This window comes from Alcaligenes sp. SORT26, assembly GCF_017377875.1.
GTDB classification, from domain to species: domain Bacteria; phylum Pseudomonadota; class Gammaproteobacteria; order Burkholderiales; family Burkholderiaceae_B; genus Alcaligenes; species Alcaligenes parafaecalis.
The window spans coordinates 744,422-767,756 of the sequence record NZ_CP070975.1; the positions used below are offsets into that span (position 1 = coordinate 744,422).

The following is a 23,335-nucleotide window of genomic DNA, read 5'->3' on the forward strand; positions in this document are numbered from 1 at the left end:
GGTCGATAGCAGGGTGTAGAGCGCCAAGTCTGTTTCGAGCGTTTGATCAAGCAACAAAAAAGCCGCTAAAGCGGCTTTTTTGCAAGGAGGGCTTCAACGTATTAGAACGGAAGGCCCGGAAAACGATCTTTTAACTGCCGTATCAGATTTTGGCGGGTTTCCACTAATCGTTTGGCAAGGCCTTGCGAGCTTTCTGTGTCCGAATATTGTGATTCGACTAACGGCGATGTATGTAATGGGCTATGGCGAGCCTGATTCAGTTTTTTGTAAATAATTAAAACCTTCAGTGCTTTTTGTCATTAATCAACCTAGGGGCTAGCATGCATAAGCAGCCAAACACCCCGGATAGAAAAAATTAAAGCGTATTAAATTTATAAGTTAGCGAAATTGCTAATTTTGAGATTATGTACTCAGTAGATCAGTGTGGGATCTAAAATTGAAAAAGTACAGATCTGTATTGTAACATTTAAAACTGTCAAGTCAAAATAAAGGTATCTTGAAATTGATTTTGATAGCACGCACCAGCTTTGAAAACGACTTTCATCTATTTGTGGCTCGACCTGGGAAACGGTTCACTGCATGCCAGACAGTCAGGCAACTAGCTCGCGTCCTCTCGCAAACAATTGAGTGCGCGCCGGAGGTCCTTGGGTTCTGGGCTCAGGCCCACTGCACGTAGATGGCGGTTACAGATGAACCAGATCTCATCTTTGTCATTGGCCAAGATAAAGAAGGCATCGGAAGTCTCTGAGGGATTGAACATCCCGAGTGCACGATAGGCTGTCTGCATATTGAAGCCGCTTTGCAGCGGGAGGGGCTTGGGCCCATCGGTCAGCTCTTGAACACGAAGATAAAGTCCCGTCTCTAATGTGATCATTTAGGCCTCACCCTTGTTGGTTTTCTTTATTCTATGGATAGGATGAAGCGAGCGCTACTCGTTGAGACGGATAAATGTAAACAAGTAATTGAAGGTTTAACCAGGCTTATTGTTAGCAACAAAAAAAGCTCCCGATAAGGGAGCCAATAAAACTATTCAGTTGCATTGTTTATAGGGTGTGGATGCCAAGAAAGTGGTCATCCACATATCCGCTACTAATCCAGCATAGCCTCCGCTTCAATTTCAATTAACCATTCTGGTTTGGCCAGACCGCTAACAAGAATCCATGAAGATGGGGGCGGGTTGGTGGGGAAGCGTTTCAGCAAGGCGGCTGCTATATCCTCTTGTTCCTCTTGAGAGCTCGCGTCGTCCCTGATGAAAATACGTAGCATGATTACCTGATCAATGGTGCCCTCCACGTCAGCGAGAACCAGTTCGATATTGTTCAACGCCGCTTCAGTTTGCTCGCGCATTCCGCCCTGGACGGTTTGCTCTTGAGCGTCGACCCCCACTTGGCCTGACAGCATGACGCGGCGGTTGCCGGTAACGACCAGGCCTTGGCTAAAGCCGTATTGCAAGGAGTTGAATACGGTAGATGGGTTAATAGCGCTTTTTGTCATCTTGATAAATACATAAAAAGTTGAGGCGGTGCGTTCACGCGCCATCACCTTAACTTGGGGCTTTTTGATGAAAGACAAGGCCGTGTCTTTAAACCTGGTTTTCCTGGGTAGAGAGGGGCAATGCACAAGGCCTCTATATGCAGGGAGCAAGGAAAATTCGTCAATATTCGTTAAGTTTTATTTAAAGTGTCCATCATCTGGCTTTATGGGTTTTTGTTCTAAATAATCCATTTCCCTCTGCTATACTCGCCGCTTATTTTTTTCGGTAATAAAGGGAGCGGGAAATGAAGAAGATCGTATTTATAGCAGTCATGTCATTGGGCTTGGCTGGGTGTGAAACGATGAACTCCATGACTAAAGGCATTGATGATGCTTTTGCCAGTGTTAACGAAGCAATGGGTGCCGGTCCGATTGCAGATACGCCGGCACAAATTTGTTCAGAGATGCATGCTAACCATGCACGTGCTGTGAACAAATACAGTGGGAAAACCGTAGAAGTTACCGGCAAGCTGGAAGCCATGGAGCAGAACACACTGGCCGAAGCAATGAGCGGCATGAACTCGAAAGTGTGGGGCAGCGCCAAGCAGTTTGACGTTCGCGTGAGCAGCGGGCCTATCGTTTTTTCCTCCTTGATCAACCGTCGCACTGATCAATTGAATGTGTTCAATATTGGGGACACGGTGACGATCAAAGGCCGTATCAGTACGATAGGGAAAGGGAAGTCTTGTAGAATTTCCCTTGAGGAAAACATGAGCATCAAGCAGAAGTAAAGGTAGGAAGTCCGTTATGACGGACTAGATGAAAAGCCCGCTTTATAGCGGGCCATGTTGTTTCTGGGACCTGGGTTTTGTGCGGCGCTTGCTTGGGTGGGCGGCTTACATTGAGTTTCTAGCATCAGGCGATTCAGCCGTAGAATGACTCACAATCTACCTATAGAGGTGCGTATGGAAAACGACAAATCCATGATTCACGGGAAATGCCTGTGTGGTGCCGTTTCAATCAGTTTTCAGCAGGACAAGCCTTCAATCAGTGCCTGCCATTGCGGGATCTGCCGCAACTGGGCAGGAGGTCCGTTTTTGTCGCTGGAGTCTCACAAGGCGCCTGTGATCCAGGGTGAAGAGCATGTACGCTCCTATGCATCTTCCGAATGGGCAGAGCGCAGTTTTTGTGATGTGTGCGGCACGCATTTGTTTTATAGACTCAAGGCGGGCGGCTTTCATGCCATTTCTGCGGGGCTGTTCAAGGACAGCGGAAGCTGGCCGTTTGAGCTGCAAGTCTTTATTGATGACAAGCCAGATAACTACCAGTTCGCCAACAAAACACGCGAGATGACAGGTGAAGAGGTGGTTAAGCTATTTTCCTGATTCCTTGATCGGCCGGTACCGGTGGCAGAGTTAGTGTTCCATTGGCTGCGACTTGTATGGATATGGCCGTCAAAGCACGATTGCAGGCGCAAGACTGTTACCCATATTCCAGGAGAGCTCTGATGAAAAAAATCCTTTTCTTATCTTTGTCGGTACTGCTTGCCGCTTGTGCCTCTTCCCAGGCTGATCTGGCGACTCAAAAAGACGTAGACCTGAATAAGTACATGGGCACTTGGTACGAGCAGGCGCGTTTGCCCAATAGCTTTCAGCGCGAGTGTGTTGGGGATGTGCAAGCCAATTACGTGATGGAAGCGGACAAGAGCATCACCGTGACCAATCGCTGTCAGGCTGCGGATGGTGAAGTGAAAGAAGCCGTCGGGCAAGGGCGGCTATCGAGCAGTGTGGACCCTACCGATCCTGCAATACTGGAAGTGCGTTTTGCCCCGAAGTGGCTGTCCTGGTTCCCTATGGTTTGGGGGGATTACTGGATCATGAAGTTAGAAGGGGATTACCAGTACTCCCTGGTTGGGACGCCGGATCGGAAGTACCTCTGGGTTTTGTCCAGAGAAAAGCAGGCGGATTCAGCGACGGTCAATGACTTGCTGGATTACGCTGCATCCCAAGGTTTTTCGGTGCAGAAAGTGATCCCGACCAATAAGTAGAACGCAGCCGCTCATTGATAAGCACATCCCCCCCTAAACCAGAAGTTCTCCTTAGCGCTTCTAGTTATAAGCATGGGGAAATTTGATTGTTTTGAATAGATAGCGGCTGTGGTCGAATGGCACAACGGTATGTATCGGACGTGCCATTTTTTTATCGGGATGTTTTTATCATGAAGTCGTTTTTAAGCATTGCCGCAACCCTTACCCTGGCGTTGGTGGCTGGAGTGGCCCAGGCTGATCGTCTGGATGACATCAAGAAAACGGGTGTGTTGAAAGTTGCGTCTTTTGACAGTAATCCACCGTTTGGCTTTGTGGATCAGAAATCCCGACAGATCACTGGTTTGGATGTGGATTTTGCTCAGGCACTGGCGGACAAGCTGGGTGTGAAGCTGGAAGTGTTGCCGACCAATCCGGCTAACCGTGTACCTTTGCTCACTTCCAATAAAGTGGATCTGGTCCTGGCAAACTTCACCATTACAGAAGAGCGTGCCAAACAGGTCGACTTCAGCATTCCGTACTTCGCATCGGGTCAGCAGTTCCTGGCTAAAAAGGGCGTTTTGTCCTCCCCCGAGCAGTTGAACTCGCTGCGTATTGGCGTGGACAAGGGTACGGTTAACGAGATCGTGCTGCGTGAAAAATATCCCCAGGCCAAGCTGGTCGCTTATGACGACACCCCTTTTGCTTTTACCGCTTTGCGTAATGGCAACGTGCAGGCCATCACCCAGGATGGCCCCAAGCTGATCGGTTTGCTGGCCAATGTGCCGGACAAAGAAAACTATGAAATTCCGGCTTTCAGCATTTCCGAGGATTTGATCGGCATTGGTATTCCGAAGGGCGAGACGGCCTTGAAATCCTTCGTGGATGAAACCTTGTTGGAACTGGAATCCCAGGGCAAGGCTCAAGCGATCTATGACGTTTGGTTTGGCCCTCAGTCCAAGACCCCGCTGGAGCGCTTGTACCGCATCGGTCAGCAGCAGTAAGTTATCCCGCTGCGCGCAGGCCAGCCTTGTGTGAACAGGCTGGCCTTTTCCTGTTTGTATTGCTAACAGCGGGGTCAGCCGATCCTGCTTTTTGGTGTTTGCTATGCCGTCTTCTGATTTCTGGCTGGCACCCCACTATGTGGGTTGGTTGCTGCAAGGGTTCTGGGTCACGATCCAGCTCTCTTTCGTCGTTTCTGTGGTGGCGACCGTAGCAGGTTTTCTGGTGTGTATTGCCCGGCTGTCACCCTTTGTGTGGCTGTCCTGGCCGGTACGCGCTTATTTGAGCCTGTTTCGGAATACCCCTTTGCTGGTGCAACTGTTTTTCTGGTATTTCGGTGCCTCGGCCCTGATGCCTGCGCAGTGGGTGCAATGGTTGAACACGCAACATGTCTTGCGCTTGGTGCTGTTTGATGTGCAGTGGCCCAGCTTCGAGATGCTGGCCGCGTTTACGGGTTTAACGATCTACACCAGCGCATTCATTGCTGAAGAGTTCCGCTCTGGCGTACGGGCTGTGCGTAAAGAGCAATGGGCGGCCGCTGCTTCTTTAGGGATGCGTCCCATGCAGGTGTGGCGTTATGTGGTGATGCCGCAGGCTTTGCGCAATACTTTTCCCTCGCTGGTGGGGCAGTACATGAATGTCATTAAAAACACCTCACTGACCATGGCGATTGGTTTGGCGGAGCTGTCCTATGCTTCACGTCAGGTGGAAACCGAAACCTTCAAAACCTTCCAGTCCTTTGGTATTGCCACCTTGCTGTATGTGTTGCTGGTGATGCTGGTTGAGGTAGGTGGGCAATGGTTGCAGCGTCATCGGCTACAGGTTCGAGGTGGTCTGTAATGAGCTTCGATGTTATTCAGGATAATTTGCTGTACTTCCTTATAGGCGCCTATCCTCATGGGCCTTTAGGGGGCGCCGCATTAACACTCTTGCTAAGCGTGCTCTCGGCCAGCCTGTCGGCTATTTTGGGCCTGGTGTTTGGGGTGGCCCTGGTTCTGACGCGCGGTGTGACGCATACGGCTTTGCTGGTGTTTCTGGGCTTCTTCCGAGCCATCCCGGTCATCATGTTGATCTTCTGGGTGTATTTTTTGCTACCCATTTTATTCAAGGTTGATGTGCCAGGGCTGTTCACCGTTGTCTGCGCCTTGTCTCTTATCGGTGGTGCCTATCTGGCGCACTCGGTGGCTGCAGGTATTGGCAGTTTGCCAGCAGGACAGTGGCAGGCGGGTAAGGCTTTGGGTTTGAAAACGGCACAGATCATGAAGGCCATCATTCTGCCGCAGGCGCTGCCCGTGATGCTGCCTTCTTTTATCAATCAGTGGGTGGCCTTGATCAAGGATACCTCGCTGGCCTATGTGATTGGTGTGGCTGAACTGTCTTTTGTTGCCACCCAGGTCAGTAACCGGGTCATGGTGCACCCTACTGAAATCTTCTTGTTTGTCGGGCTACTTTATTACGTGATTTGCGCCACGCTGGAATTGATGGCGAATCGAGTGGCTCGACGTTATGACAAACATATGCGACTGGATGGCAAATGATCCGTATCGAGAGTGTTTCCAAGTGGTATGGCACCTTTCAGGTGCTGAAGGACTGCACGGCCCAGGTAGACAAGCAGGAAGTGCTTGTGGTGTGCGGGCCTTCGGGGTCAGGCAAATCGACCTTGCTGAAAACCGTTAATGGCCTGGAGCCGTTTCAGCAGGGAACGATTTGGGTGGATGGTATTTCCGTAGGAGATCCGGCAACGAGCTTGCCGGATTTGCGCAGTCGGGTCGGGATGGTGTTTCAGAATTTCGAGCTGTTTCCGCACTTGAGTGTCCTGGCCAATCTGACCCTGGCACAGCGCAAAGTGCTGGGCCGGGATCGTGACGAGGCGGATGAGCGGGCCTTGCTGTACCTGGATCGGGTGGGTTTGAAAGCCTTGGCAGACCGTTATCCAGCGAGTTTGTCAGGTGGGCAGCAACAGCGTGTGGCGATTGCGCGGGCCTTGTGCATGGACCCGGTCTGCATGTTGTTTGATGAACCGACCTCGGCGCTGGACCCGGAAATGGTCAATGAGGTGCTGGATGTCATGGTTAGTCTGGCTGAGGAAGGCATGACCATGATGTGCGTAACCCATGAAATGGGCTTTGCCCGCAAGGTGGCAGACCGGATGATTTTTATGGATCAGGGCAGGATCTTGGAAGACGTGGCCACTGAAGTGTTTTTTGGTGATCTGGCAGGTCGACCTGAACGGGTTCAAACCTTTTTGTCCAAGGAGCTGCGCCTGTAATCGTCTGTACGCTTGTCGGATAGAGGGCTTGATGAGCAGCTTGTCAGCCCGTTCATTTAGCCATGCGCAAAAAAAAGCCCGCCTGTTGAAAAATCGGCGGGCTTTTTATGGGCGACTACGCAAGGTTTGGTCAGACAGGGCAGGCAAGAGAAACAGAGGCCCGGCCTGGCGTGTGTCGCAATACTCACTCTTACTGAGTGCTCGTTTCGAACGATTGCAGCAAGGATTCTGCTGCCAGTACAGCACAGCGGGCTTGCTCGTGCTGATCATGCAGGGCCAGGTAACGTGCTTCGGCCTCATCGCCTCGTGTTACTTCCCCTTTGTATGACTGCTGGACGTAGTTCGCGTACCAAACAGACTCGGCAGCGGTCATGCCTACAAACACTTCATTGTTGTCCTGGTCTTGCGACAGGGCATGGATACCAGATAAATACGCCCGTTCACGGGGCTGAAATTCCAACATAAGACTCCTTAGATAAGCCTCCATTGTAGTTGCTGGAGGAAATCAGGCCAGAGCCGGGGTGATAGGGCAGGTCCAAAACGAGGAAAACTTGGCTAAATCGTGTGAGAGGAGGGTGTCAGAAGATGTCCAGACGGGCCATTGATAGCTTCCATGTCATTGTCTTGTTGTGAAGTTTTTTGATATGACAGGAAATGCAGCCAGTAAGACAGCAGATTATTGTGAAATAAAGAATTATTGTCTTGGTTTTTTGTTGTCGTTAATAAGTAATCTGACTAAAGGCTGAAATAAAAAATGCCTGATAAAAAATTACCAGGCATGGAAGAGATTTCCTAACTACTTGACTGAAAAAAGACTGACGCTTAGGCGACCTGTTTCTCAGGAAATAGTGTGCTTTATAGGCTATTTATCCCAACTATCTTGGTGTGGCTCATGCAGTGGGCACTGATTTTATAGGTGAAAACCAGGTAACCAATACCCAGGGTGACGATACTGATCAGTACCCACAAGAGGATATTGCCAATGATGCTAGCCAGATCAATGGTGCAAACCAGGCGGCCAACACGCTGCCCCTGCTCGTCATAGGCGTAAGTCTTGCTGATAATAAAGCGCTGCATGTAGTAAGGGAAGACAAACAGCGCCAGACCCAGTGTGACGATGGCTAGTAAAACCCAAATAATGACGTGGCCAATAACTTCCATGAAACCAAGTTCGGACTTCAACTGATAGTTGTGAAATGTAGTGCTCATTTTTATGCTTAAGTAGAGGTGAAAAAATGCATTTTATACAAGATTTGTTGAAATAGAAGTGGCTTTATTTTTTTGGCAATTTTTATTGATTTTTGTTTTTTTGGAAAATTTCTTTTTTTTTGAGTTTTTATTGAATATTTAGCGTGAAATTTTCTGCAATGGAGTTAAATGTTTCTTGTTTTTGACAAAAATGTTCGCGCTTTTAAGGAAATAGGAACGGCTGTTTTTCAACACGCTTGGGTGTTGACCATTGACAGCTAGCCTAGGGCGAGCGAAGTCAGGGTCCCGATTTGCAGGACGTTATTCAGGAGTGCCAGGCTAAGGTTGCCAGGCTAAGGTTGCCAGGGGTTTGGTGCCGAGTTAATACCTTGCATTCAGGATATGATTACAAAAAAAATACCATGGAGGGAGTATGAAAACGAACTGGATGATCGCGCTGCCCACTGCGGCATTGTTGCTGTTTTCCTCGCCAGCAGTATTGGGGCAAGTTACATCGGCTCGTGAGCAGGCATTGGCTCAGTGTCAGCAGGACTATCCCTATGCGCAAGAGGTCATGCGGGTTTGGCAATTAGGCGCCTCGAAAGAGGATTTGCTTAAATGGGCAAACAATGACGAGGAGCGTGTCTTTATGGTCGAGTCTGCATTTCAGCAGCCACGGTTTACTTCCGGGCAGTATCAATTGCAGGCGATCAGCGATTTCGGTGACTGGTACCTTAGTCAATGCAAGGTGTTGGCAAACAGCAAGTAAGCCCTTGAGGGGTTTACTTGCTCGCTATTGAGTATTAAGCAGGCATCGCTACCTTCTTCAGCCTGTATGCCAAAGCAGGCCGAGTCAGTCCTAGCCTGCGTGCCGCTTCTGAAATATTCCCGTTCGTTTTCTTCAGCGTCAATTGAATGATTTGCTCTTCCAAATCATCCAGATTGAAGGGTGTCTCCAGCAAATGCTCCACGCATTGGGTCTGGTTTGCCGTAAAACAGGTTTCCTTGGCCATATAGCCCTGGGTATTCAGGCTGCTCAGATATTGCAAAGCGCTTTTTTGCTGCGGGAACAGGTGATGGGTTTCGATCTCGTGATTGTGCTCGGTCAGGATGACACCACGTTCGATCATGTTCTCGAACTCACGGATATTGCCCGGCCAGTCGTACTGCATCAGCAATTCGCGGCTGCGGTCGCTGACGCCCATCACATGTTTTTTGTACATGCTGGAGTACTTGTTCAGGAAGTACTCGGTCAGTAGCGGAATGTCTTCCTTGCGTTCACGCAGAGGCGGGATGTGGATAGGGAACACATTCAGGCGGTAGTACAGGTCAGCACGGAAACTTCCTTTTTGTACGGCTTCGGCAAGGTCTTCGTTGGTAGCTGCTACGACTCGCACATCAATGTGACGAATGTTCTCATCCCCCACGCGTTCCAGCTCCTGTTCCTGCAAGACCCGGAGCAGGGCGGCCTGGGATCGGGGCGACAGCTCCACGATTTCATCCAGAAAGATGGTGCCGCACTGGGCGCGCTCAAAGCGGCCAGGGCGGGATTTGTGTGCGCCGGTATAAGCGCCTTTTTCCACGCCAAACAGTTCCGATTCAATCAGCTCCGGGGGAATGGACGCACAGTTCACCGCAATAAAAGGGTGATCAGCCCGGTCGCTGGCGGCATGCAGGCCGCGTGCGAAGGCTTCTTTCCCTACACCGGTTTCCCCCAGCAGCAGCACCGACACTTTGCTTTGTGCGGCTTTTTCCAGCAGATGACAGGCGGCCTGGTAGGCGGCTGACTGACCAATGGAGTTGGGCAAGGTGAAGTTGGCGCTGGAGTGTTTGAACTCCTGTTCGCGCAACTTCACCAGCTCACATCGCAAGGCAAACAGTTCGTCCTGGACCGGGTCAGGCAGCATGAAACGGTCGATCTCGGGGTCATCATCCTCCCATTCCTCGGCAGGCTTGCCCACGATCTTGCAGTGGCTGTGGCCCATGGCGCCGCATTGGGTTTCTTTGTAGATGATGCTCTTGCCCATATAGAAGCTGGTGTAGCCACTGGCATACCCCAGCAAGCTCCAACAGACCGGTTCGCTGGATTGGCCATGCTCTTTCTGGTGATTGCTGACTTCATAGGAATCGAACCAGTCAAATTCACCGTAGTACTGGCCAGCATCGCGATCAAAGGTCAGGGCGGTGGGCACCACTTTGACCATCCCGCGGATCGTGTGCATTTGCGGGCCTGCCAGAAAGGTCTCTTTCAGTGACAGGTCCGGGCGCACTTTTTGCGACACCTCGGCGTCCTTCATGCCCGCATGGTAGCCAAAGCGCATCAGAAAGTATTTGGCGCGTTCGCTACCCAAAGAGGCAATCAGTTCCTTGCGTAGCTGGCCAAAGCCGCTGGCGTGCAGCAAGAGCATGCGCTGTTCGCCAAACCATATTTTTCCTTCACGCGCATCAAAGCGAATAGCGTCGATCAGATCCTGACTTAATGGCAGTGTGAGTTCAGTAGCCCCCATGGCCGTCTCCATCCTGTTGTTTTTTATTGTGGTTTTGGGTGTTTTAAAAATCAGTATGCCGCCTGTCTTTCGGGTGACTCCAGGAAAACACAATAGTGTCCAGAGGACGGATAAAACGGTTTTTTCTAGGGCTTTACCCTAACTCAGCATTTGATGAAAACGGTGCTAAGCACTTGATCAAATGATCAATTTTCCATTCGCCTGCTTCGCCAACAGCGCATTCTGTCTACACCTTCATCCCTCTATCTCTTTAATCCTAAAGGGTTAAATCCTTCAAATTTAAAGTTGGCACGCGGTTTGCTGTGAACAGGCTGTGGACACTCATGCAACAGCTTGATCAGGAGGAGAACCGATGTCAGACACGAGCTTGCCCACTTTGACAAAGTACGTACGAGTACGCAGTCCCGCCAACGCCCGTTTTGTGGAATTTGACTTTGCCATTGGCCAGCCGGATTTGTTTGTAGAGCTGGTGATGCCACCCGCCGCCTTTGAGCACTTCTGCCTGCAAAACAATGTCCAGCTCATGAGTGATGAGCAAATGCGGATCAATGACGAGAACGAAGAAAAATGGCGTTTTGGTTATGACACTTTGGTCGGTAACAGCCGTCAGGCTGGAGCCCAATAGGTTTTATTCAGGAGAACAAGAGGATGACATTAGAAATTAAAACGGCCAGTTTGCAGCCTGTGCGGCAAACCTTCGCCAACGTGGCCCGCCGCTTTGGTGAGAAACCGGCCACGCGCTACCAGGAAGCGACTTACGACGCCCAGGCAACGGCCAACTTCCACTACCGCCCCTTGTGGATGCCGGACAAGACCCTGAACGACCCCACACATACCGCCATCCAGATGAAGGACTGGTATGTGTTCCGTGATCCCCGCCAGTTCTACTACGGCGCTTACGTGCAAAACCGCGCCCGCATGCAGGAGTCGGCAGAAACCAATTACGGCTTTTTTGAAAAGCGTGAACTGGCTCAGTACCTGAGCGAGGACGTCAAAGCCAAGGTCACCCGACTGCTGCTGCCTTTGCGTCATATCGAGCAAACCGCCAACCTGAACTTCATGTCCGGCTCGGCCTACGGTTATGGCACCACCATTACCCAAGCCTGTCTCTATGCCGGGATGGACTCGCTAGGTATGGCGCAATACGTCTCCCGTATTGGTCTGCTGATTGATGGCAATAGTGCCGACTCCCTGAGTCAGGCCAAAGAAGCCTGGATGCAGGATGCAGCATGGCAAGGTCTGCGTGCCTTGTGCGAAAAAACCTTGATTCAGAAAGACTGGTTTGAGTTGTTGATGGTGCAGTCCTTGCTGATCAACACCGTGGTGCACCAAGTGGTGTATCAGGGCCTGGTCGCGGATCTGGCCAAAGCAGGTGGCCGCGATCTGGATATGTTGCTGGAGTTCATGCTGGATTGCCATAAAGACCTGTCCAACTGGAGCGATAGCGTCTTCAAGATTGCCGTTGCCGAAAGCGAGGAAAACAAGCAGCAACTGCAAACCTGGCTGGATCAGTGGATGCCACAAGTGCAAGCTGCCTTCATGCCTTACATCCAGGCCGCCTTTGACGACCAGGCCGATCAGGTTTGGCAGCAAGTTCAGGACACTATTTCTAAACGCGTCACGAAAGCAGGCTTGAGCCTGGGTGGAGAAGCCTGATGACATCCAAGGTTTATATCGGTCTGCAAGATAACGACATGTCGCGCTACATCGTCGAGGCTATTGAAGAAGACAACCCGGACGCTACGGTCATTTACCAACCCGCCATGGTGCGTATCGAGTGCGCCGGTCAGCTGGTGGTCAAGCGTGAGACCGTAGAAGAAAAGTATGGGCAACAGTGGGACATGCAGGAGCTGCATCTGAATCTGATCACCTTGGGTGGCAACGTGGATGAGGATGAAGACCGCTTGTTGTTGCACTGGAACAGCTAAATCAGAAAAGGGGGCATTATGGCCACGAAAAAACTAAATATCAAAGACAAATATCGCTATCTGACTCGTGATCTGGACTGGGAATTCAGCTACCAGGATCGCAAAGAAGCCTTCCCCTACGAGGAGTTCGAGGGCATCAAGATTACCGATTGGTCCAAGTGGGAAGATCCGTTCCGTCTGACAATGGACGCGTACTGGAAATACCAGGCTGAGAAAGAAAAGAAGCTGTACGCCATTTTTGATGCCTTCGCGCAGAACAATGGCCAGATGAATATTTCTGATCCACGTTACCTGAACGCGATCAAGGTGTTCCTGACCGCGGTGACCCCGCTGGAATACCAGGCTTACCAGGGCTACTCCCATGTGGGACGTCAATTCAGCGGCATCGGTGCACGTATTGCGTGCCAGATGCAGTCGATTGACGAGCTGCGTCACGTGCAGACGCAGGTTCACGCCATGAGCCACTACAACAAGTTTTTCAATGGCTTCCAGGACTGGAGCCATATGCACGACCGCGTCTGGTATCTGTCCGTGCCCAAGTCCTTCTTTGAAGATGCCCGTGCCGCTGGTCCCTTCGAGTTCCTGCTGGCGATCAGCTTCTCCTTTGAGTACGTGCTGACCAACTTGCTGTTCGTGCCCTTCATGTCGGGCGCGGCTTACAACGGCGACATGGCCACCGTGACCTTCGGTTTCAGCTCGCAGTCTGACGAAGCGCGCCACATGACGCTGGGTCTGGAAGTGATCAAGTTCCTGCTGGAGCAGCACGAAGACAACGTGCCTATTGTTCAGCAGTGGATCGACAAATGGTTCTGGCGCGGTACCCGCCTGCTGTCCGTGGTCGGCATGATGATGGACTACATGTTGCCCAACAAGGTCATGTCCTGGAAAGAAGCCTGGGAGGTCTATTTCGAGCAGGCCGGTGGCGCTCTGTTCAAGGATCTGGCCCGCTACGGCATTCGCATGCCCAAGTACAGCGAAGTGATCGAGAAAGAGAAAGAGCACATCTCGCACCAAGCCTGGTGGATCTTCTACAACTTCGGTCACGCTGCCGGTTTCCACACCTGGATCCCCAGCGACGAGGAACTGGATTGGCTCAGCGCCAAGTACCCCGATACCTTCGACAAGTACTACCGTCCGCGTTGGGAAATGGCCAAGAAGATGGAAGCCGAAGGCAAGCGCTTCTACTCCAGCGGTCTGCCCCAGTTGTGCCAGGTATGTCAGGTGCCCATGACCTTTACCGACATGGAAAAACCCGACGAAATTACCTACCGCCAAAGCCAGTACAAGGGGGAGCGTTACCACACTTGCTCGGACGGTTGCCGCGACATTTTCGAGCACGAGCCTGAAAAGTACATCCAGGCCTGGCTGCCGGTGAACCAGATCCTGCAAGGTGGCTGCGGTGGCCCCGATCTGGAGAAGATCCTGAGCGACTACTACCAACTGAACGTGGGTGTCGACAATATGGACTTCAAGGGCTCCGTGGACGAAGCGCGCTGGAACGAATGGAAAGGAGTGACGGCCTAGTCACACGAGAAAAAGGGCAGCGCTCCCGGTGGGCGCTGCCACTACCTATAAAAATTGGAGATCAATATGGCAGTTACTGCAATTACCCCGGACTATCAAGGCTACGCGCGCGATCAGAAGTCGCATTACGGCGAAAGCATGCTGTTGTACATCGGTTGGGATGAGCACTTGTTGTTCTGCTCGGCCAAAGCCTTTCTGGTTCAACCCGACATGACCGTCTCGCAACTGATCCAGGAACTGATGCCCGCCGGTTTTGCCCAGCACCCTGACTTTGAACAGATCGAGTGGAGCAAGGTGCAATGGAATCTGAATGGCGAGGCCGTTGAACTGAACCCGGACGACACCTTGGGTGCCAAGGGTTTTGATCACAAATCCTTGTTGCGTTTCAAGACCCCTGGCCTGAATGGCTACAAGGGTACGGGCGTATAAGAGGCGGAGGCAGCAATGACGTATCAGGTAACCGTAGAACCCACAGGTGATGTGGTAGAGGTGGAAGACGGACAAACCTTGTTGGACGCCGCGTTGCGACAAGGGGTTTGGTTGCCTTTTGCCTGTGGACATGGCACGTGTGGCACCTGCAAGGTACAGGTGCTGGAAGGCTATGCAGACGCAGGCGATGCGTCCAGCTTTGCCCTGATGGATTCGGAGCGGGATGAAGGCAAGCTGCTGGCTTGCTGTTGCCGCCCCGAATCCGATATGGTCATCGAGGCCGACGTGGACGTGGACCCGGATTTCCAGGGCCTGCCCGTCGAGGATTATCAGGGCAAGGTCGTCCTGATTGAAGACTTGTCGCCCACGATCAAGCACATCCGTCTGGAGCTGGATCGTCCGATGGCGTTCCAGGCCGGGCAGTACGTCAACCTGCATGTGCCGTCCATTGACAGTACCCGTGCTTTCTCCATTGCGAATCCGCCGTCCATGACCGGCATTATCGATTTGCACGTACGAAAGGTAGAAGGGGGCGCAGGCACGACCTGGCTGCACGAGGAGCTGGAAGTGGGGCAGTCTCTGGATGTGTCCGGCCCTTATGGTCAGTTCTTTGTGCGCAAGTCCGACCCGCAAGGCGCAATTTTTATCGCCGGTGGTTCGGGCCTGTCCAGCCCCGAATCCATGATTATGGATTTGCTGGAGCAGGGCGATACCCGTCCCATTTATCTGTTCCAGGGGGCGCGTAATAAAGCCGAGCTGTATCACGCGGATCATTTCTATCAGTTGGCTGAAAAGCACGACAATTTCCACTACATCCCGGCCTTGAATGCGCCTTTGCCGGATGATGCCTGGGAGGGCTTTGTGGGCTTTGTGCATGAAGCCGTGGGGCAGTTTTTTGAGCAGCGTTGCGCGGGCAACAAGGCCTATTTGTGTGGCCCGCCCCCCATGATTGAAGCGGCGATCTCCACCTTGATGCAAAGCCGCCTCTTTGAGCGCGACATTCACATGGAGCAGTTCCTGACAGCAGCAGATGGCGCCACTGGCAAGGTACGTTCGGCGCTTTTCAAGCGTATCTAAGCGGTTTTAACTGACGGCTGGCCAGACCTTTTTGTAATGAAAAGGTCTGCTGCTGGTAGCTCTGTGAACGCCGTACTTTTCTGGCCTTGCAAGAAGCGTTCACGACGCTTTGCAGGGCCTTTTTGTATTAGGTGGTGGCGGCTTTGCAGTCTGACGGTATCAGCGCAAGCAAGTGAAGTAGAAGGTTTCGCTGCAAGCCAGAGCAGGCCAGTTGCTCATAGGCTTGCAGCCGTCAACAGGGTGGCGGCCCGTTGCTCAAGGCGCTGTGCCCCGGAATCAGCCAGGGCGGGTTCTCCGCATACATTTCCTCAATAAAGGCATGCATCTGGGCGATGTACCAGGAGTTGTCGTTTTTCCTGTGGCTGAAAATAATAGGCGAGGTTACTTTCTCGTCGTCAATCAGCCGGTACACCAGATCACTGCGTATCTGTGCTGCTGAAGGAATCAGGCACAAACCCACCCCACCTGCGACCAGTCCCATCGCCGTTTGCAGCTCCAGCACTTCGTGCACTTCGGTGGGGAAGATAGCGTTGTCGTGCAGAATATTCAGCACATGATCGGCAAAGCTGGGGCGTGGGGATTTGGGATACACAATAAAGGCGTGATCAGCGATGACTTGCAAGGACACTGGCCCCCGGTCCTTGGCCAAGTCAATCTTTGGCGGGATAGCCAGAACCAGGCGTTCTTCACGCAAGACAGTGCGGCACACGGCGCTGTCATGGATGCGCACACGCCCAAAAGCAATATCAATACGTCCGGCGCGCAAGGCGGGAATTTGCTGGCTGGAGGTCAGCTCCAGAAAGTGGAAGCGGATATCCGGGTAGGCGTGGCGGAACTTCTGGATCAGGATGGGCAGGCCACCGTACAAGGTGGAGGCCACAAAGCCAATCGACAATTGTGGGCGCTGGTTCAGACCGACTTCGGTGGTCGCCGCTTTCATCACTTCCACACGATTGAGCAATTGCAGTGATTGCTCGTAAAAGATGCGGCCCGCCTCGGTCAGTTGCAGGGGGCGGCTTTCACGTGACAGCAGCAGGACATTGAGCTCTTGTTCCAGCAACTGGATCTGTCTGCTGAGCGCAGGTTGGGCTATGTGTAACTGCTCGGCAGCGCGAGTGAAATTGCGCGCTTTGGCGACCGCAACAAAGTAGCGGATTTGTTTCAAGTCCATGTGCTTTGCCCGTGGTCCAGGTCCAGAAAATCCGAACCAATATATCACCTATCTCGACCATCCAAGCTTCAAGCATATACCCGACAAGCTCTAGGGTTAACGATAGGTTTTGTGTTTTAGATGATTTAAGTGGCTGATTTAATTCATAAAAAAACAAACTATAGCATTTTGCTATGGAGCGGGACCGATATGGTATTGGAAGCCTGCACCTCCAAAGACTGTAATGAAAGCCATGCAGAACAGCCCAGGATCTTTAGATAAAACGGGCTGGGCAAGATCAGTCCGATAGTGTCCCTGTCGGGCTTGAATCAGGCTCAAGGCCAAGCCAGCAACACGCTGCCACGAGCCAGTCCGGTCTCAATCCGGAGCGATTTTTCTTTTCTATCACGCGTACTTGCTATGCCTTCATGGGCATGGGCAGGGACGGCTGCAACTCTCATAAAGGCCACATCATGTCAGTCCTTATGGATAAAACCAAAGATATCAGGCACTTGCTTGATACTGCCCTGGAAGAAAACCAAGAAACGGGCGTGTATCGCTGCCGTCGTGACATCTTCACGAATCCGGATCTGTTCGAGCTGGAGATGAAGCATATTTTTGAAGGCAATTGGGTCTACCTGGCGCATGAAAGCCAACTGCCTAATGTGAATGATTACTTCACTACCTATATTGGTCGCCAGCCCGTGTTTCTGACACGCGGCAAAGACGGTGGCTTGAATGCCTTTATTAATGCCTGTGCTCACCGGGGTGCCATGCTGTGCCGCCGCAAGCATGGCAATAAAGGCAGCTTTACCTGTCCTTTTCATGGCTGGACCTTCAATAACGCAGGCAAGCTGCTCAAGGTCAAGGACGAGAAAAACACTCAGTATCCCGAGCAGTTCAATACCGAAGGCTCGCACGACTTGAAGCGTGTCGCGCGCTTTGAGAACTATCGCGGCTTTCTGTTCGGCAGCCTGAACCCGGATGTGGTGTCTTTGGACGAATATCTGGGTGAAACCAAAGTCATCATCGACCAGATCGTGGATCAAGCCCCTGAAGGCCTGGAAGTGCTGCGCGGCAATTCTTCCTATATCTATGACGGCAACTGGAAGTTGCAGATGGAAAACGGGGCTGACGGTTACCACGTCAGCAGTGTTCACTGGAATTACTCCGCCACCATGGGTCGCCGCAAAGAGGGCGGCACGCAAGCAGTGGATGCGAACGGCTGGAGCAAAAGCCTGGGTGGTGTGTATGGCTTTGATTACGGCCACATCTTGCTGTGGACCAAGACCATGAATCCAACCGTGCGCCCGGTCTATGAGCACCGCGAGGAGCTGAAGCAGCGCCTGGGCGAGGAGCGTGCCGAGTTCATCGTCAACCAGACGCGCAACCTGTGTGTGTACCCGAACGTGTATTTGATGGACCAGTTCTCTACCCAGATTCGGGTAACGCGTCCTATCAGCGTGGACAAGACTGAGGTCACGATTTACTGCTTTGGCCCCAAAGGTGAAAGCGCCGAGCAACGTGCCATCCGTATTCGTCAGTACGAAGACTTTTTCAACGTGTCCGGTATGGGAACGGCAGACGATCTGGAAGAGTTCCGTGCCTGTCAGGAAGGCTATGCCGGTATTGCCGCCCCCTGGAATGACTTGAGCCGAGGCGCACCTTTGTGGGTGCAAGGCCCGGACGAGAATGCCACCGCCATGGGCATGAAGCCCTTGATCAGTGGGGGGCGTAGTGAGGATGAAGGCTTGTTTGTCTGCCAGCACGAGTACTGGGCCAAGACCATGAGCCAGGCGCTGAAAGCAGAAAACGGGGAGGCATAAGCCATGAACGAAAGTTATCACTCTATTTGCGCGTTCCTGTATCGCGAAGCCCGTTTGCTGGATGACCGCCAGTGGGATGAATGGCTGGAATGCTATAGCCCCAAGGCTCAGTACTGGATGCCTTGCTGGGACGATGATGATCAACTGACCGAAGATCCGCATAGCGAGGTCTCCTTGATTTTCTATCCCAACCGTAACGGTCTGGAAGACCGAGTTTTCCGCATCAAGACCGAGCGTTCCGGAGCCTCGACGCCCGAGCCGCGTACCGCTCATATGCTGAGCAATATCGAGGTTCTGGCCGAACGTGATGGGCAGGTGGATGTTCGCTACAACTTTTTGACACTGAACCATCGCTATCGGGTGACGGATCAATTCTTCGGCACCATTTATCTGACCTTGTCGCCTCAGGAGCAGGGCTGGTTGATCGAGCAAAAGAAGGTGGTGCTAAAGAACGACTACATCCGTCAAGTGATTGATGTGTATCACATTTAAAGCGGAGAGCCAGTCGTGAACAGCTATCGTATTGCGCTGAATTTTGAGGATGGCGTCACCCGCTTCGTGGACTGTGGTGAACACGAAAAAGTGCTGGATGCCGCGTATCGCCATCAGATCAATCTGCCTATGGATTGCTCGGACGGGGTGTGCGGCACCTGTAAGTGTCAGGCCGAAAGTGGCCAGTATGAGCAGGGCGATGACTATATCGAGGATGCCCTGACGCAAGAGGAAGCGGACAAGGGTTTGGTTCTGACCTGCCAGATGATTCCCAAGTCGGACTGCGTGATTGCCGTGCCGATTTCATCGGGCGTGTGCAAGACCGCCGTGGCCAAGTGGCAGGGGCAGGTGTCGGAATGCCGTCAGTATGAGGATGCAGCTTACGAGCTGAAGATTGATGCGGCTGATGACGCCTTGCCTTTCCTGCCTGGGCAGTACGTGAATATCACGGTGCCCGGTGGGCAGGCGCATCGCTCCTATTCCTTCAGCTCTGCGCCGGGCGAGTCGCGTTTGAGTTTCCTGATCAAGCAGGTTCCAGGTGGCTTGATGAGTTCCTGGCTGGCGGCACAGCCGCTAGGACAACAGGTGGAAATGACCGGGCCTTTGGGCAGTTTTTATCTGCGTCAGGTAACACGCCCTTTGTTGTTCCTGGCCGGTGGTACAGGTTTGGCACCGTTCTTGTCCATGCTGGAAGTGCTGGTCAAGCAGGGCTGTACGCAGCCTGTGCATCTGGTCTATGGCGTTACGCGTGATCAGGATCTGGTGATGCTGGCTGAGCTGGATTCCTATACCCAGCGTTTGCCCGAATTCAGCTACACCACCTGCGTGGTAGACCCGGAATCCAGCCATGAACGCAAGGGCTACGTGACTCAGCATCTGGATCTGGCGCATTGGCATGAAGGGCAGGTGGATGTGTACCTGTGCGGGCCGCCGCCCATGGTGGATGCGGTTAGCCAGTTCATTGATGCACAAGCCTATGCTCCCGCGAATTTTTACTACGAAAAATTCATCACCAGCCAATAAAGGCATTCAAGCAGCGCCCCCTTTTGCGGGGCGTGCTGTGCTGGATGACTCCTACAAGGAAAGATCATGACTGCGCCTCTGCGTTTTCATCAAAAAGTGGCCATTGTGACGGGCGCGGCCCAAGGCATAGGCCGTCGCGTTGCCGAGCGCTTGCAGGCTGAAGGGGCCTGGGTGCTGGCGGTAGACCGCTCTGAATTGGTGCGGGAACTGGCCAGTGATACGGTCCTGACGCTGGAAGTGGATCTGGAAACCGTTGAAGGTGCACAAGCCGCGGCCCAGGCGGCGCTGGATAAGTGGGGGCGTATTGATATTTTGATCAATAACGTCGGGGGCACGATCTGGACGCGTCCTTACGAGCACTACACGCCGACGCAGATCGAAGCCGAGATACGCCGCTCGTTGTTCCCAACCCTGTGGTCCTGTCATGCCGTGTTGCCCAGCATGCAGGAGCAGGGCAGCGGGGCCATTGTGAATGTGTCCTCGATTGCAACCCGCAGCATCAACCGCGTGCCTTATGCCGCAGCCAAAGGCGGCGTCAATGCCTTGACCGCCTCATTGGCTTTTGAGAATGCCCAGCGCGGCATTCGGGTCAATGCCGTCTCGCCCGGTGGAACCGAGGCACCGCCACGGCGTGTTCCCCGCAATACCCAGATTCAAGAAGATCCCCGGGAAGCGATCTGGTATCAGCAGATTGTGGATCAGACCGTGGCCAGCAGTTTGATGAAGCGTTACGGCAGCCTGGATGAACAGGCCGCCAGCATTTTGTTTTTGGCCTCGGACGAGGCTTCGTATATCACCGGCACTGTCTTGCCAGTAGGAGGCGGCGACCAGGGCTGATCAATCGATGCGTGCGGCTGGTAGAGCGCAGGGCATCAAGACAAAAAACTCCATTTGGGGGAGACAAATCATGAAAACACTAGAAGTTAATGAAGTGATTGAGCAGGCGCGCTTCGGGCGCTTTCACTGGATGGTGATGAGCTTGTGTGCCTTGTTGCTGATATTCGATGGCTATGACTTGTTTATTTATGGTGTGGTCTTGCCGGTGCTGATGGACGAGTGGAATTTGACGCCGGTGCAAGCAGGTGCTTTGGGTAGCTACGCCTTGTTTGGCATGATGTTTGGTGCTTTTGTGTTCGGGCCGCTGGCAGACAAGATTGGCCGTAAAAAGGGCGTGACGATCTGCTTTGCCTTGTTCAGCCTGGCCACGTTCCTGAATGGCTTTGCAAGTTCTCCAACCGAGTTTGGTGTGTATCGCTTTCTGGCTGGTTTGGGCTGTGGAGGGCTGATGCCCAACGCCGTGGCCTTGATGAATGAGTATTCGCCCAAGCGCTCGCGCAGCACCTTGGTGGCGATCATGTTCAGCGGCTATTCATTGGGTGGTCTGTTGTCGGCGGCGATCGGCATTTACATGTTGCCGCGCTTTGGCTGGCAGTCCATGTTTTTCTGTGCGGCCATTCCGCTGTTGCTGCTGCCTTTTATTGTCTGGAAATTGCCCGAGTCGCTGGCGTTTCTGATTCGCCAAGGGCAAGAAGAAAAAGCACGCCGCATTGTGCAGACCTTGGCCCCAGAAATGGGCGTGTCCCACGATACCGTCTTGACCTTGCATGAGCAGAAAAAGATGGGTGTGCCGATGCTGGATCTGGTCAAGGAAGGGCGCTTGCTGGGCACCTTGATGATCTGGGTAGCGTTTTTCTGCTGCCTCTTGATGGTCTATGCCCTGGGCTCCTGGCTACCTAAATTAATGGCCAATGCGGGCTATAGCCTGGGTTCCAGCTTGTCTTTCCTGGTGGCCTTGAACTTGGGCGGCATGTTCGGTGCGATTCTGGGTGGTTGGCTGGGGGATCGTTTCAGCTTGCCTAAAGTGGTCGCCTGGTTCTTCCTAGTGTCGGCGGTGTCCATTACCTTGCTGGGTTTCAAGAGCCCGACTCTGGTGCTGTATGTGTTGATCGTGATTGCTGGTGCCACCACTATCGGTACGCAGATTCTGCTATACGCTAATACAGCACAGTTTTACCCCTTGTCCATGCGCTCCTCGGGCTTGGGTTGGGCGTCAGGCGTGGGGCGTATCGGTGCCATTGCCGGGCCTTTCCTAGGCGGTACTCTGATGGCGGCGGAGTTGCCTTTGCAGATGAATTTCATGGCCTTTGCTGTGCCGGGTGTTATTGCCATGCTCGCATTTCTAGTGTTTTTGGCATCCTCGCGTTCATCTCCCAAAGTGGCGCTTAATGCGGTGGCTGGTTGAGGGTGCTGAAAACGGTAGAGCAGGTGGCGGCGCGGTCATGCCAAGTTCACTTCAATCTTGAGTCGTTCCCATAGATTCTGGGTTCTTGTACTTGTTCTTCCCGCTAGCTTCTTGATTTTGAAGCTACTCGGAGTAAAGTGCATATACACCGTTTTCAATCGACGAATGCCAGCCTTTCAGTCTGAAAGGCTGGCATTGTCTATGGAGCCAAGCAGAATCATGACCGCCAGTAGCCTTTTGTTGTTTTTACCCGCCTGTTTTGCCCTGAATATGGCCTTCGGACCCAATAATCTGCTGTCCATGACGGTAGGGGCCAAGCAAGGAGTGTCGACTGCATTGGTAGCAGCCATGGGGCGTCTGGTCGCTTTTGCCATCATGATTGTGGTGGCGGCCTTGGGGATGGGCACCTTGCTGATGGTCTCGGAAACGGCCTTTACCGTGGTCAAGCTTGCGGGGGCGGCGTATCTGATTTGGCTGGGCATCAAGGTGTTGCGTGCCAGTGGCAAAACATCAGCAGAGCAGACTGAGGTGAGCAAAAAAGATATCTGGGGCCTGGTGCGTCAGGAGTTCTTCGTGGCTATTGGCAATCCTAAGGCCATTCTGATCTTCACCGCCTTCTTCCCGCAGTTTGTGGATATGAATAACTATTGGGCCAGCTTCATGACACAAGGAGTGATTTTTCTGCTGCTGGAAGTGATCGCGATTGCGGCATATGCCTATGTGGGGACCAGGCTGTCAGGTGTGATGCAAAATGCGCGTGGTCTGCGCTGGGTGAACCGTATTAGCGGCAGCATGATGATAGGCTTTGGTGTGATCCTGGCCATGGCGCGACGCTCTTGATGTGAAACCTGATCTGGCAGCTCAAGCCAGTTAGCAAAAAGCTCTCCTTGCGAGAGCTTCTTTTATGCCTATCACCGGCTTGAGAAGGCCAAGCCTCATGTTTTTACTGGCGTTTTTAGGTTCAATGCAAAGAACTTGAAAAATCCTATGTGGTTGTGTGAAGCACCTGTTTTGTTTGTGTTTCTATTTGTACAGGGTAAACACTGAATATGCTGTTTAACGCTTGAAGTTTGTAATTTTTTTGTTAGGATAAAAATTCGTTCTAGGCTTTCTTGATTAAATAAACAGCAGGAGGTTTGGATATGAATGACATGCCCATGAACTGGCCCAGTGATTTTCCGA

At 52.5% G+C, this 23,335-nt stretch carries 25 protein-coding genes; 20 read left to right on the top strand and 5 right to left on the bottom strand.

Annotated features, from left to right (window positions below; genetic code table 11):
- Window positions 1-1,089 precede the first annotated feature (1,089 nt).
- On the bottom strand, window positions 1,090-1,494 hold the full coding sequence (locus tag JYG33_RS03460) for a Rid family hydrolase (RefSeq protein ID WP_207875719.1): 405 nt from the start codon (window positions 1,492-1,494) through the stop codon (window positions 1,090-1,092).
- Between the two features lie 284 nt (window positions 1,495-1,778).
- Between JYG33_RS03460 and JYG33_RS03465 the strand changes: the two genes are divergently transcribed.
- From JYG33_RS03465 to JYG33_RS03495, 7 genes are all read left to right on the top strand, one after another.
- The gene (locus JYG33_RS03465) at window positions 1,779-2,264 is read left to right on the top strand and encodes a hypothetical protein (RefSeq protein ID WP_207874431.1); all 486 of its coding nucleotides are present in this window, start codon (window positions 1,779-1,781) and stop codon (window positions 2,262-2,264) included.
- A 174-nt stretch (window positions 2,265-2,438) separates the two neighbouring features.
- Entirely contained in the window at window positions 2,439-2,858 is a 420-nt protein-coding gene (locus JYG33_RS03470; protein ID WP_207874434.1) for a GFA family protein, read from the top strand.
- Between the two features lie 122 nt (window positions 2,859-2,980).
- Complete coding sequence (locus tag JYG33_RS03475; protein ID WP_207874437.1) at window positions 2,981-3,520, top strand: lipocalin family protein; 540 nt, start codon at window positions 2,981-2,983, stop codon at window positions 3,518-3,520.
- Between the two features lie 170 nt (window positions 3,521-3,690).
- Entirely contained in the window at window positions 3,691-4,500 is an 810-nt protein-coding gene (locus JYG33_RS03480; protein WP_026482714.1) for an ABC transporter substrate-binding protein, read from the top strand.
- A 103-nt stretch (window positions 4,501-4,603) separates the two neighbouring features.
- Window positions 4,604-5,338, top strand: coding sequence for an amino acid ABC transporter permease (locus JYG33_RS03485; RefSeq protein WP_207874440.1), 735 nt, complete (start codon window positions 4,604-4,606; stop codon window positions 5,336-5,338).
- Window positions 5,338-6,036 (top strand): amino acid ABC transporter permease, encoded by a 699-nt coding sequence (locus JYG33_RS03490; RefSeq protein WP_207874443.1) that lies wholly within the window; start codon window positions 5,338-5,340, stop codon window positions 6,034-6,036. The genes JYG33_RS03485 and JYG33_RS03490 overlap by 1 nt, the downstream gene beginning before the upstream one ends.
- Window positions 6,033-6,767 carry an amino acid ABC transporter ATP-binding protein gene (locus JYG33_RS03495; protein ID WP_207874446.1) on the top strand — a complete coding sequence of 245 codons (735 nt, stop codon included), beginning with the start codon at window positions 6,033-6,035 and terminating at the stop codon, window positions 6,765-6,767. The genes JYG33_RS03490 and JYG33_RS03495 overlap by 4 nt, the downstream gene beginning before the upstream one ends.
- 190 nt (window positions 6,768-6,957) lie before the next feature.
- Here JYG33_RS03495 and JYG33_RS03500 read toward each other — a convergent pair whose 3' ends face one another.
- Together JYG33_RS03500 and JYG33_RS03505 are read right to left on the bottom strand one after the other, a co-directional pair.
- Window positions 6,958-7,230, bottom strand: a complete 273-nt coding sequence (locus JYG33_RS03500; RefSeq protein ID WP_207874449.1) for a hypothetical protein — start codon at window positions 7,228-7,230, stop codon at window positions 6,958-6,960.
- Between the two features lie 392 nt (window positions 7,231-7,622).
- Window positions 7,623-7,976, bottom strand: a complete 354-nt coding sequence (locus JYG33_RS03505) for a DUF6693 family protein (RefSeq protein WP_207874452.1) — start codon at window positions 7,974-7,976, stop codon at window positions 7,623-7,625.
- Between the two features lie 412 nt (window positions 7,977-8,388).
- Here JYG33_RS03505 and JYG33_RS03510 point away from each other — a divergent pair, with 412 nt between their 5' ends.
- Window positions 8,389-8,724 carry a hypothetical protein gene (locus tag JYG33_RS03510; protein WP_207874455.1) on the top strand — a complete coding sequence of 112 codons (336 nt, stop codon included), beginning with the start codon at window positions 8,389-8,391 and terminating at the stop codon, window positions 8,722-8,724.
- A 34-nt stretch (window positions 8,725-8,758) separates the two neighbouring features.
- Here JYG33_RS03510 and JYG33_RS03515 read toward each other — a convergent pair whose 3' ends face one another.
- Window positions 8,759-10,462: a sigma-54-dependent Fis family transcriptional regulator gene (locus JYG33_RS03515; protein WP_207874458.1), complete on the bottom strand. Its 1,704-nt coding sequence runs from the start codon at window positions 10,460-10,462 to the stop codon at window positions 8,759-8,761.
- Window positions 10,463-10,814: 352 nt separating this feature from the next.
- On the opposite strand from JYG33_RS03515, the gene JYG33_RS03520 reads away from it, so the two are divergent.
- From JYG33_RS03520 to JYG33_RS03545, 6 genes are all read left to right on the top strand, one after another.
- A complete protein-coding gene (locus tag JYG33_RS03520) occupies window positions 10,815-11,087 on the top strand; it encodes a phenol hydroxylase subunit (RefSeq protein ID WP_207874461.1) in 273 nt (90 codons plus the stop codon).
- A 23-nt stretch (window positions 11,088-11,110) separates the two neighbouring features.
- Window positions 11,111-12,118 (top strand): aromatic/alkene monooxygenase hydroxylase subunit beta, encoded by a 1,008-nt coding sequence (locus JYG33_RS03525; protein WP_207874464.1) that lies wholly within the window; start codon window positions 11,111-11,113, stop codon window positions 12,116-12,118.
- On the top strand, window positions 12,118-12,390 hold the full coding sequence (locus JYG33_RS03530; RefSeq protein WP_153230052.1) for an MmoB/DmpM family protein: 273 nt from the start codon (window positions 12,118-12,120) through the stop codon (window positions 12,388-12,390). Before JYG33_RS03525 ends, JYG33_RS03530 begins: the two co-directional genes overlap by 1 nt.
- An 18-nt stretch (window positions 12,391-12,408) precedes the next feature.
- Entirely contained in the window at window positions 12,409-13,914 is a 1,506-nt protein-coding gene (locus JYG33_RS03535; RefSeq protein ID WP_243430262.1) for an aromatic/alkene/methane monooxygenase hydroxylase/oxygenase subunit alpha, read from the top strand.
- Between the two features lie 66 nt (window positions 13,915-13,980).
- Window positions 13,981-14,343: a phenol hydroxylase subunit P4 gene (locus JYG33_RS03540; protein ID WP_207874467.1), complete on the top strand. Its 363-nt coding sequence runs from the start codon at window positions 13,981-13,983 to the stop codon at window positions 14,341-14,343.
- A 15-nt stretch (window positions 14,344-14,358) separates the two neighbouring features.
- Window positions 14,359-15,420, top strand: coding sequence for a phenol 2-monooxygenase domain-containing protein (locus tag JYG33_RS03545; RefSeq protein WP_207874470.1), 1,062 nt, complete (start codon window positions 14,359-14,361; stop codon window positions 15,418-15,420).
- Window positions 15,421-15,652: 232 nt separating this feature from the next.
- Here JYG33_RS03545 and JYG33_RS03550 read toward each other — a convergent pair whose 3' ends face one another.
- Window positions 15,653-16,591 carry a LysR family transcriptional regulator gene (locus tag JYG33_RS03550; protein ID WP_207874472.1) on the bottom strand — a complete coding sequence of 313 codons (939 nt, stop codon included), beginning with the start codon at window positions 16,589-16,591 and terminating at the stop codon, window positions 15,653-15,655.
- Between the two features lie 452 nt (window positions 16,592-17,043).
- Between JYG33_RS03550 and JYG33_RS03555 the strand changes: the two genes are divergently transcribed.
- The 6 genes from JYG33_RS03555 (at window position 17,044) to JYG33_RS03580 (ending at window position 22,993) form a co-directional block, all read left to right on the top strand.
- Window positions 17,044-18,396 carry a Rieske 2Fe-2S domain-containing protein gene (locus JYG33_RS03555; protein ID WP_207874475.1) on the top strand — a complete coding sequence of 451 codons (1,353 nt, stop codon included), beginning with the start codon at window positions 17,044-17,046 and terminating at the stop codon, window positions 18,394-18,396.
- 3 nt (window positions 18,397-18,399) lie between these two features.
- The gene (benB, locus tag JYG33_RS03560) at window positions 18,400-18,888 is read left to right on the top strand and encodes a benzoate 1,2-dioxygenase small subunit (protein ID WP_207874478.1); all 489 of its coding nucleotides are present in this window, start codon (window positions 18,400-18,402) and stop codon (window positions 18,886-18,888) included.
- A gap of 15 nt (window positions 18,889-18,903) precedes the next feature.
- Window positions 18,904-19,911 carry a benzoate 1,2-dioxygenase electron transfer component BenC gene (gene benC / locus JYG33_RS03565; RefSeq protein ID WP_207874481.1) on the top strand — a complete coding sequence of 336 codons (1,008 nt, stop codon included), beginning with the start codon at window positions 18,904-18,906 and terminating at the stop codon, window positions 19,909-19,911.
- A 66-nt stretch (window positions 19,912-19,977) separates the two neighbouring features.
- The gene (locus JYG33_RS03570; RefSeq protein WP_207874483.1) at window positions 19,978-20,748 is read left to right on the top strand and encodes a 1,6-dihydroxycyclohexa-2,4-diene-1-carboxylate dehydrogenase; all 771 of its coding nucleotides are present in this window, start codon (window positions 19,978-19,980) and stop codon (window positions 20,746-20,748) included.
- Between the two features lie 70 nt (window positions 20,749-20,818).
- Window positions 20,819-22,153 carry an aromatic acid/H+ symport family MFS transporter gene (locus tag JYG33_RS03575; RefSeq protein ID WP_207874486.1) on the top strand — a complete coding sequence of 445 codons (1,335 nt, stop codon included), beginning with the start codon at window positions 20,819-20,821 and terminating at the stop codon, window positions 22,151-22,153.
- A 219-nt stretch (window positions 22,154-22,372) separates the two neighbouring features.
- A complete protein-coding gene (locus JYG33_RS03580; RefSeq protein ID WP_042482092.1) occupies window positions 22,373-22,993 on the top strand; it encodes a LysE family translocator in 621 nt (206 codons plus the stop codon).
- Window positions 22,994-23,335: the final 342 nt, after the last annotated feature.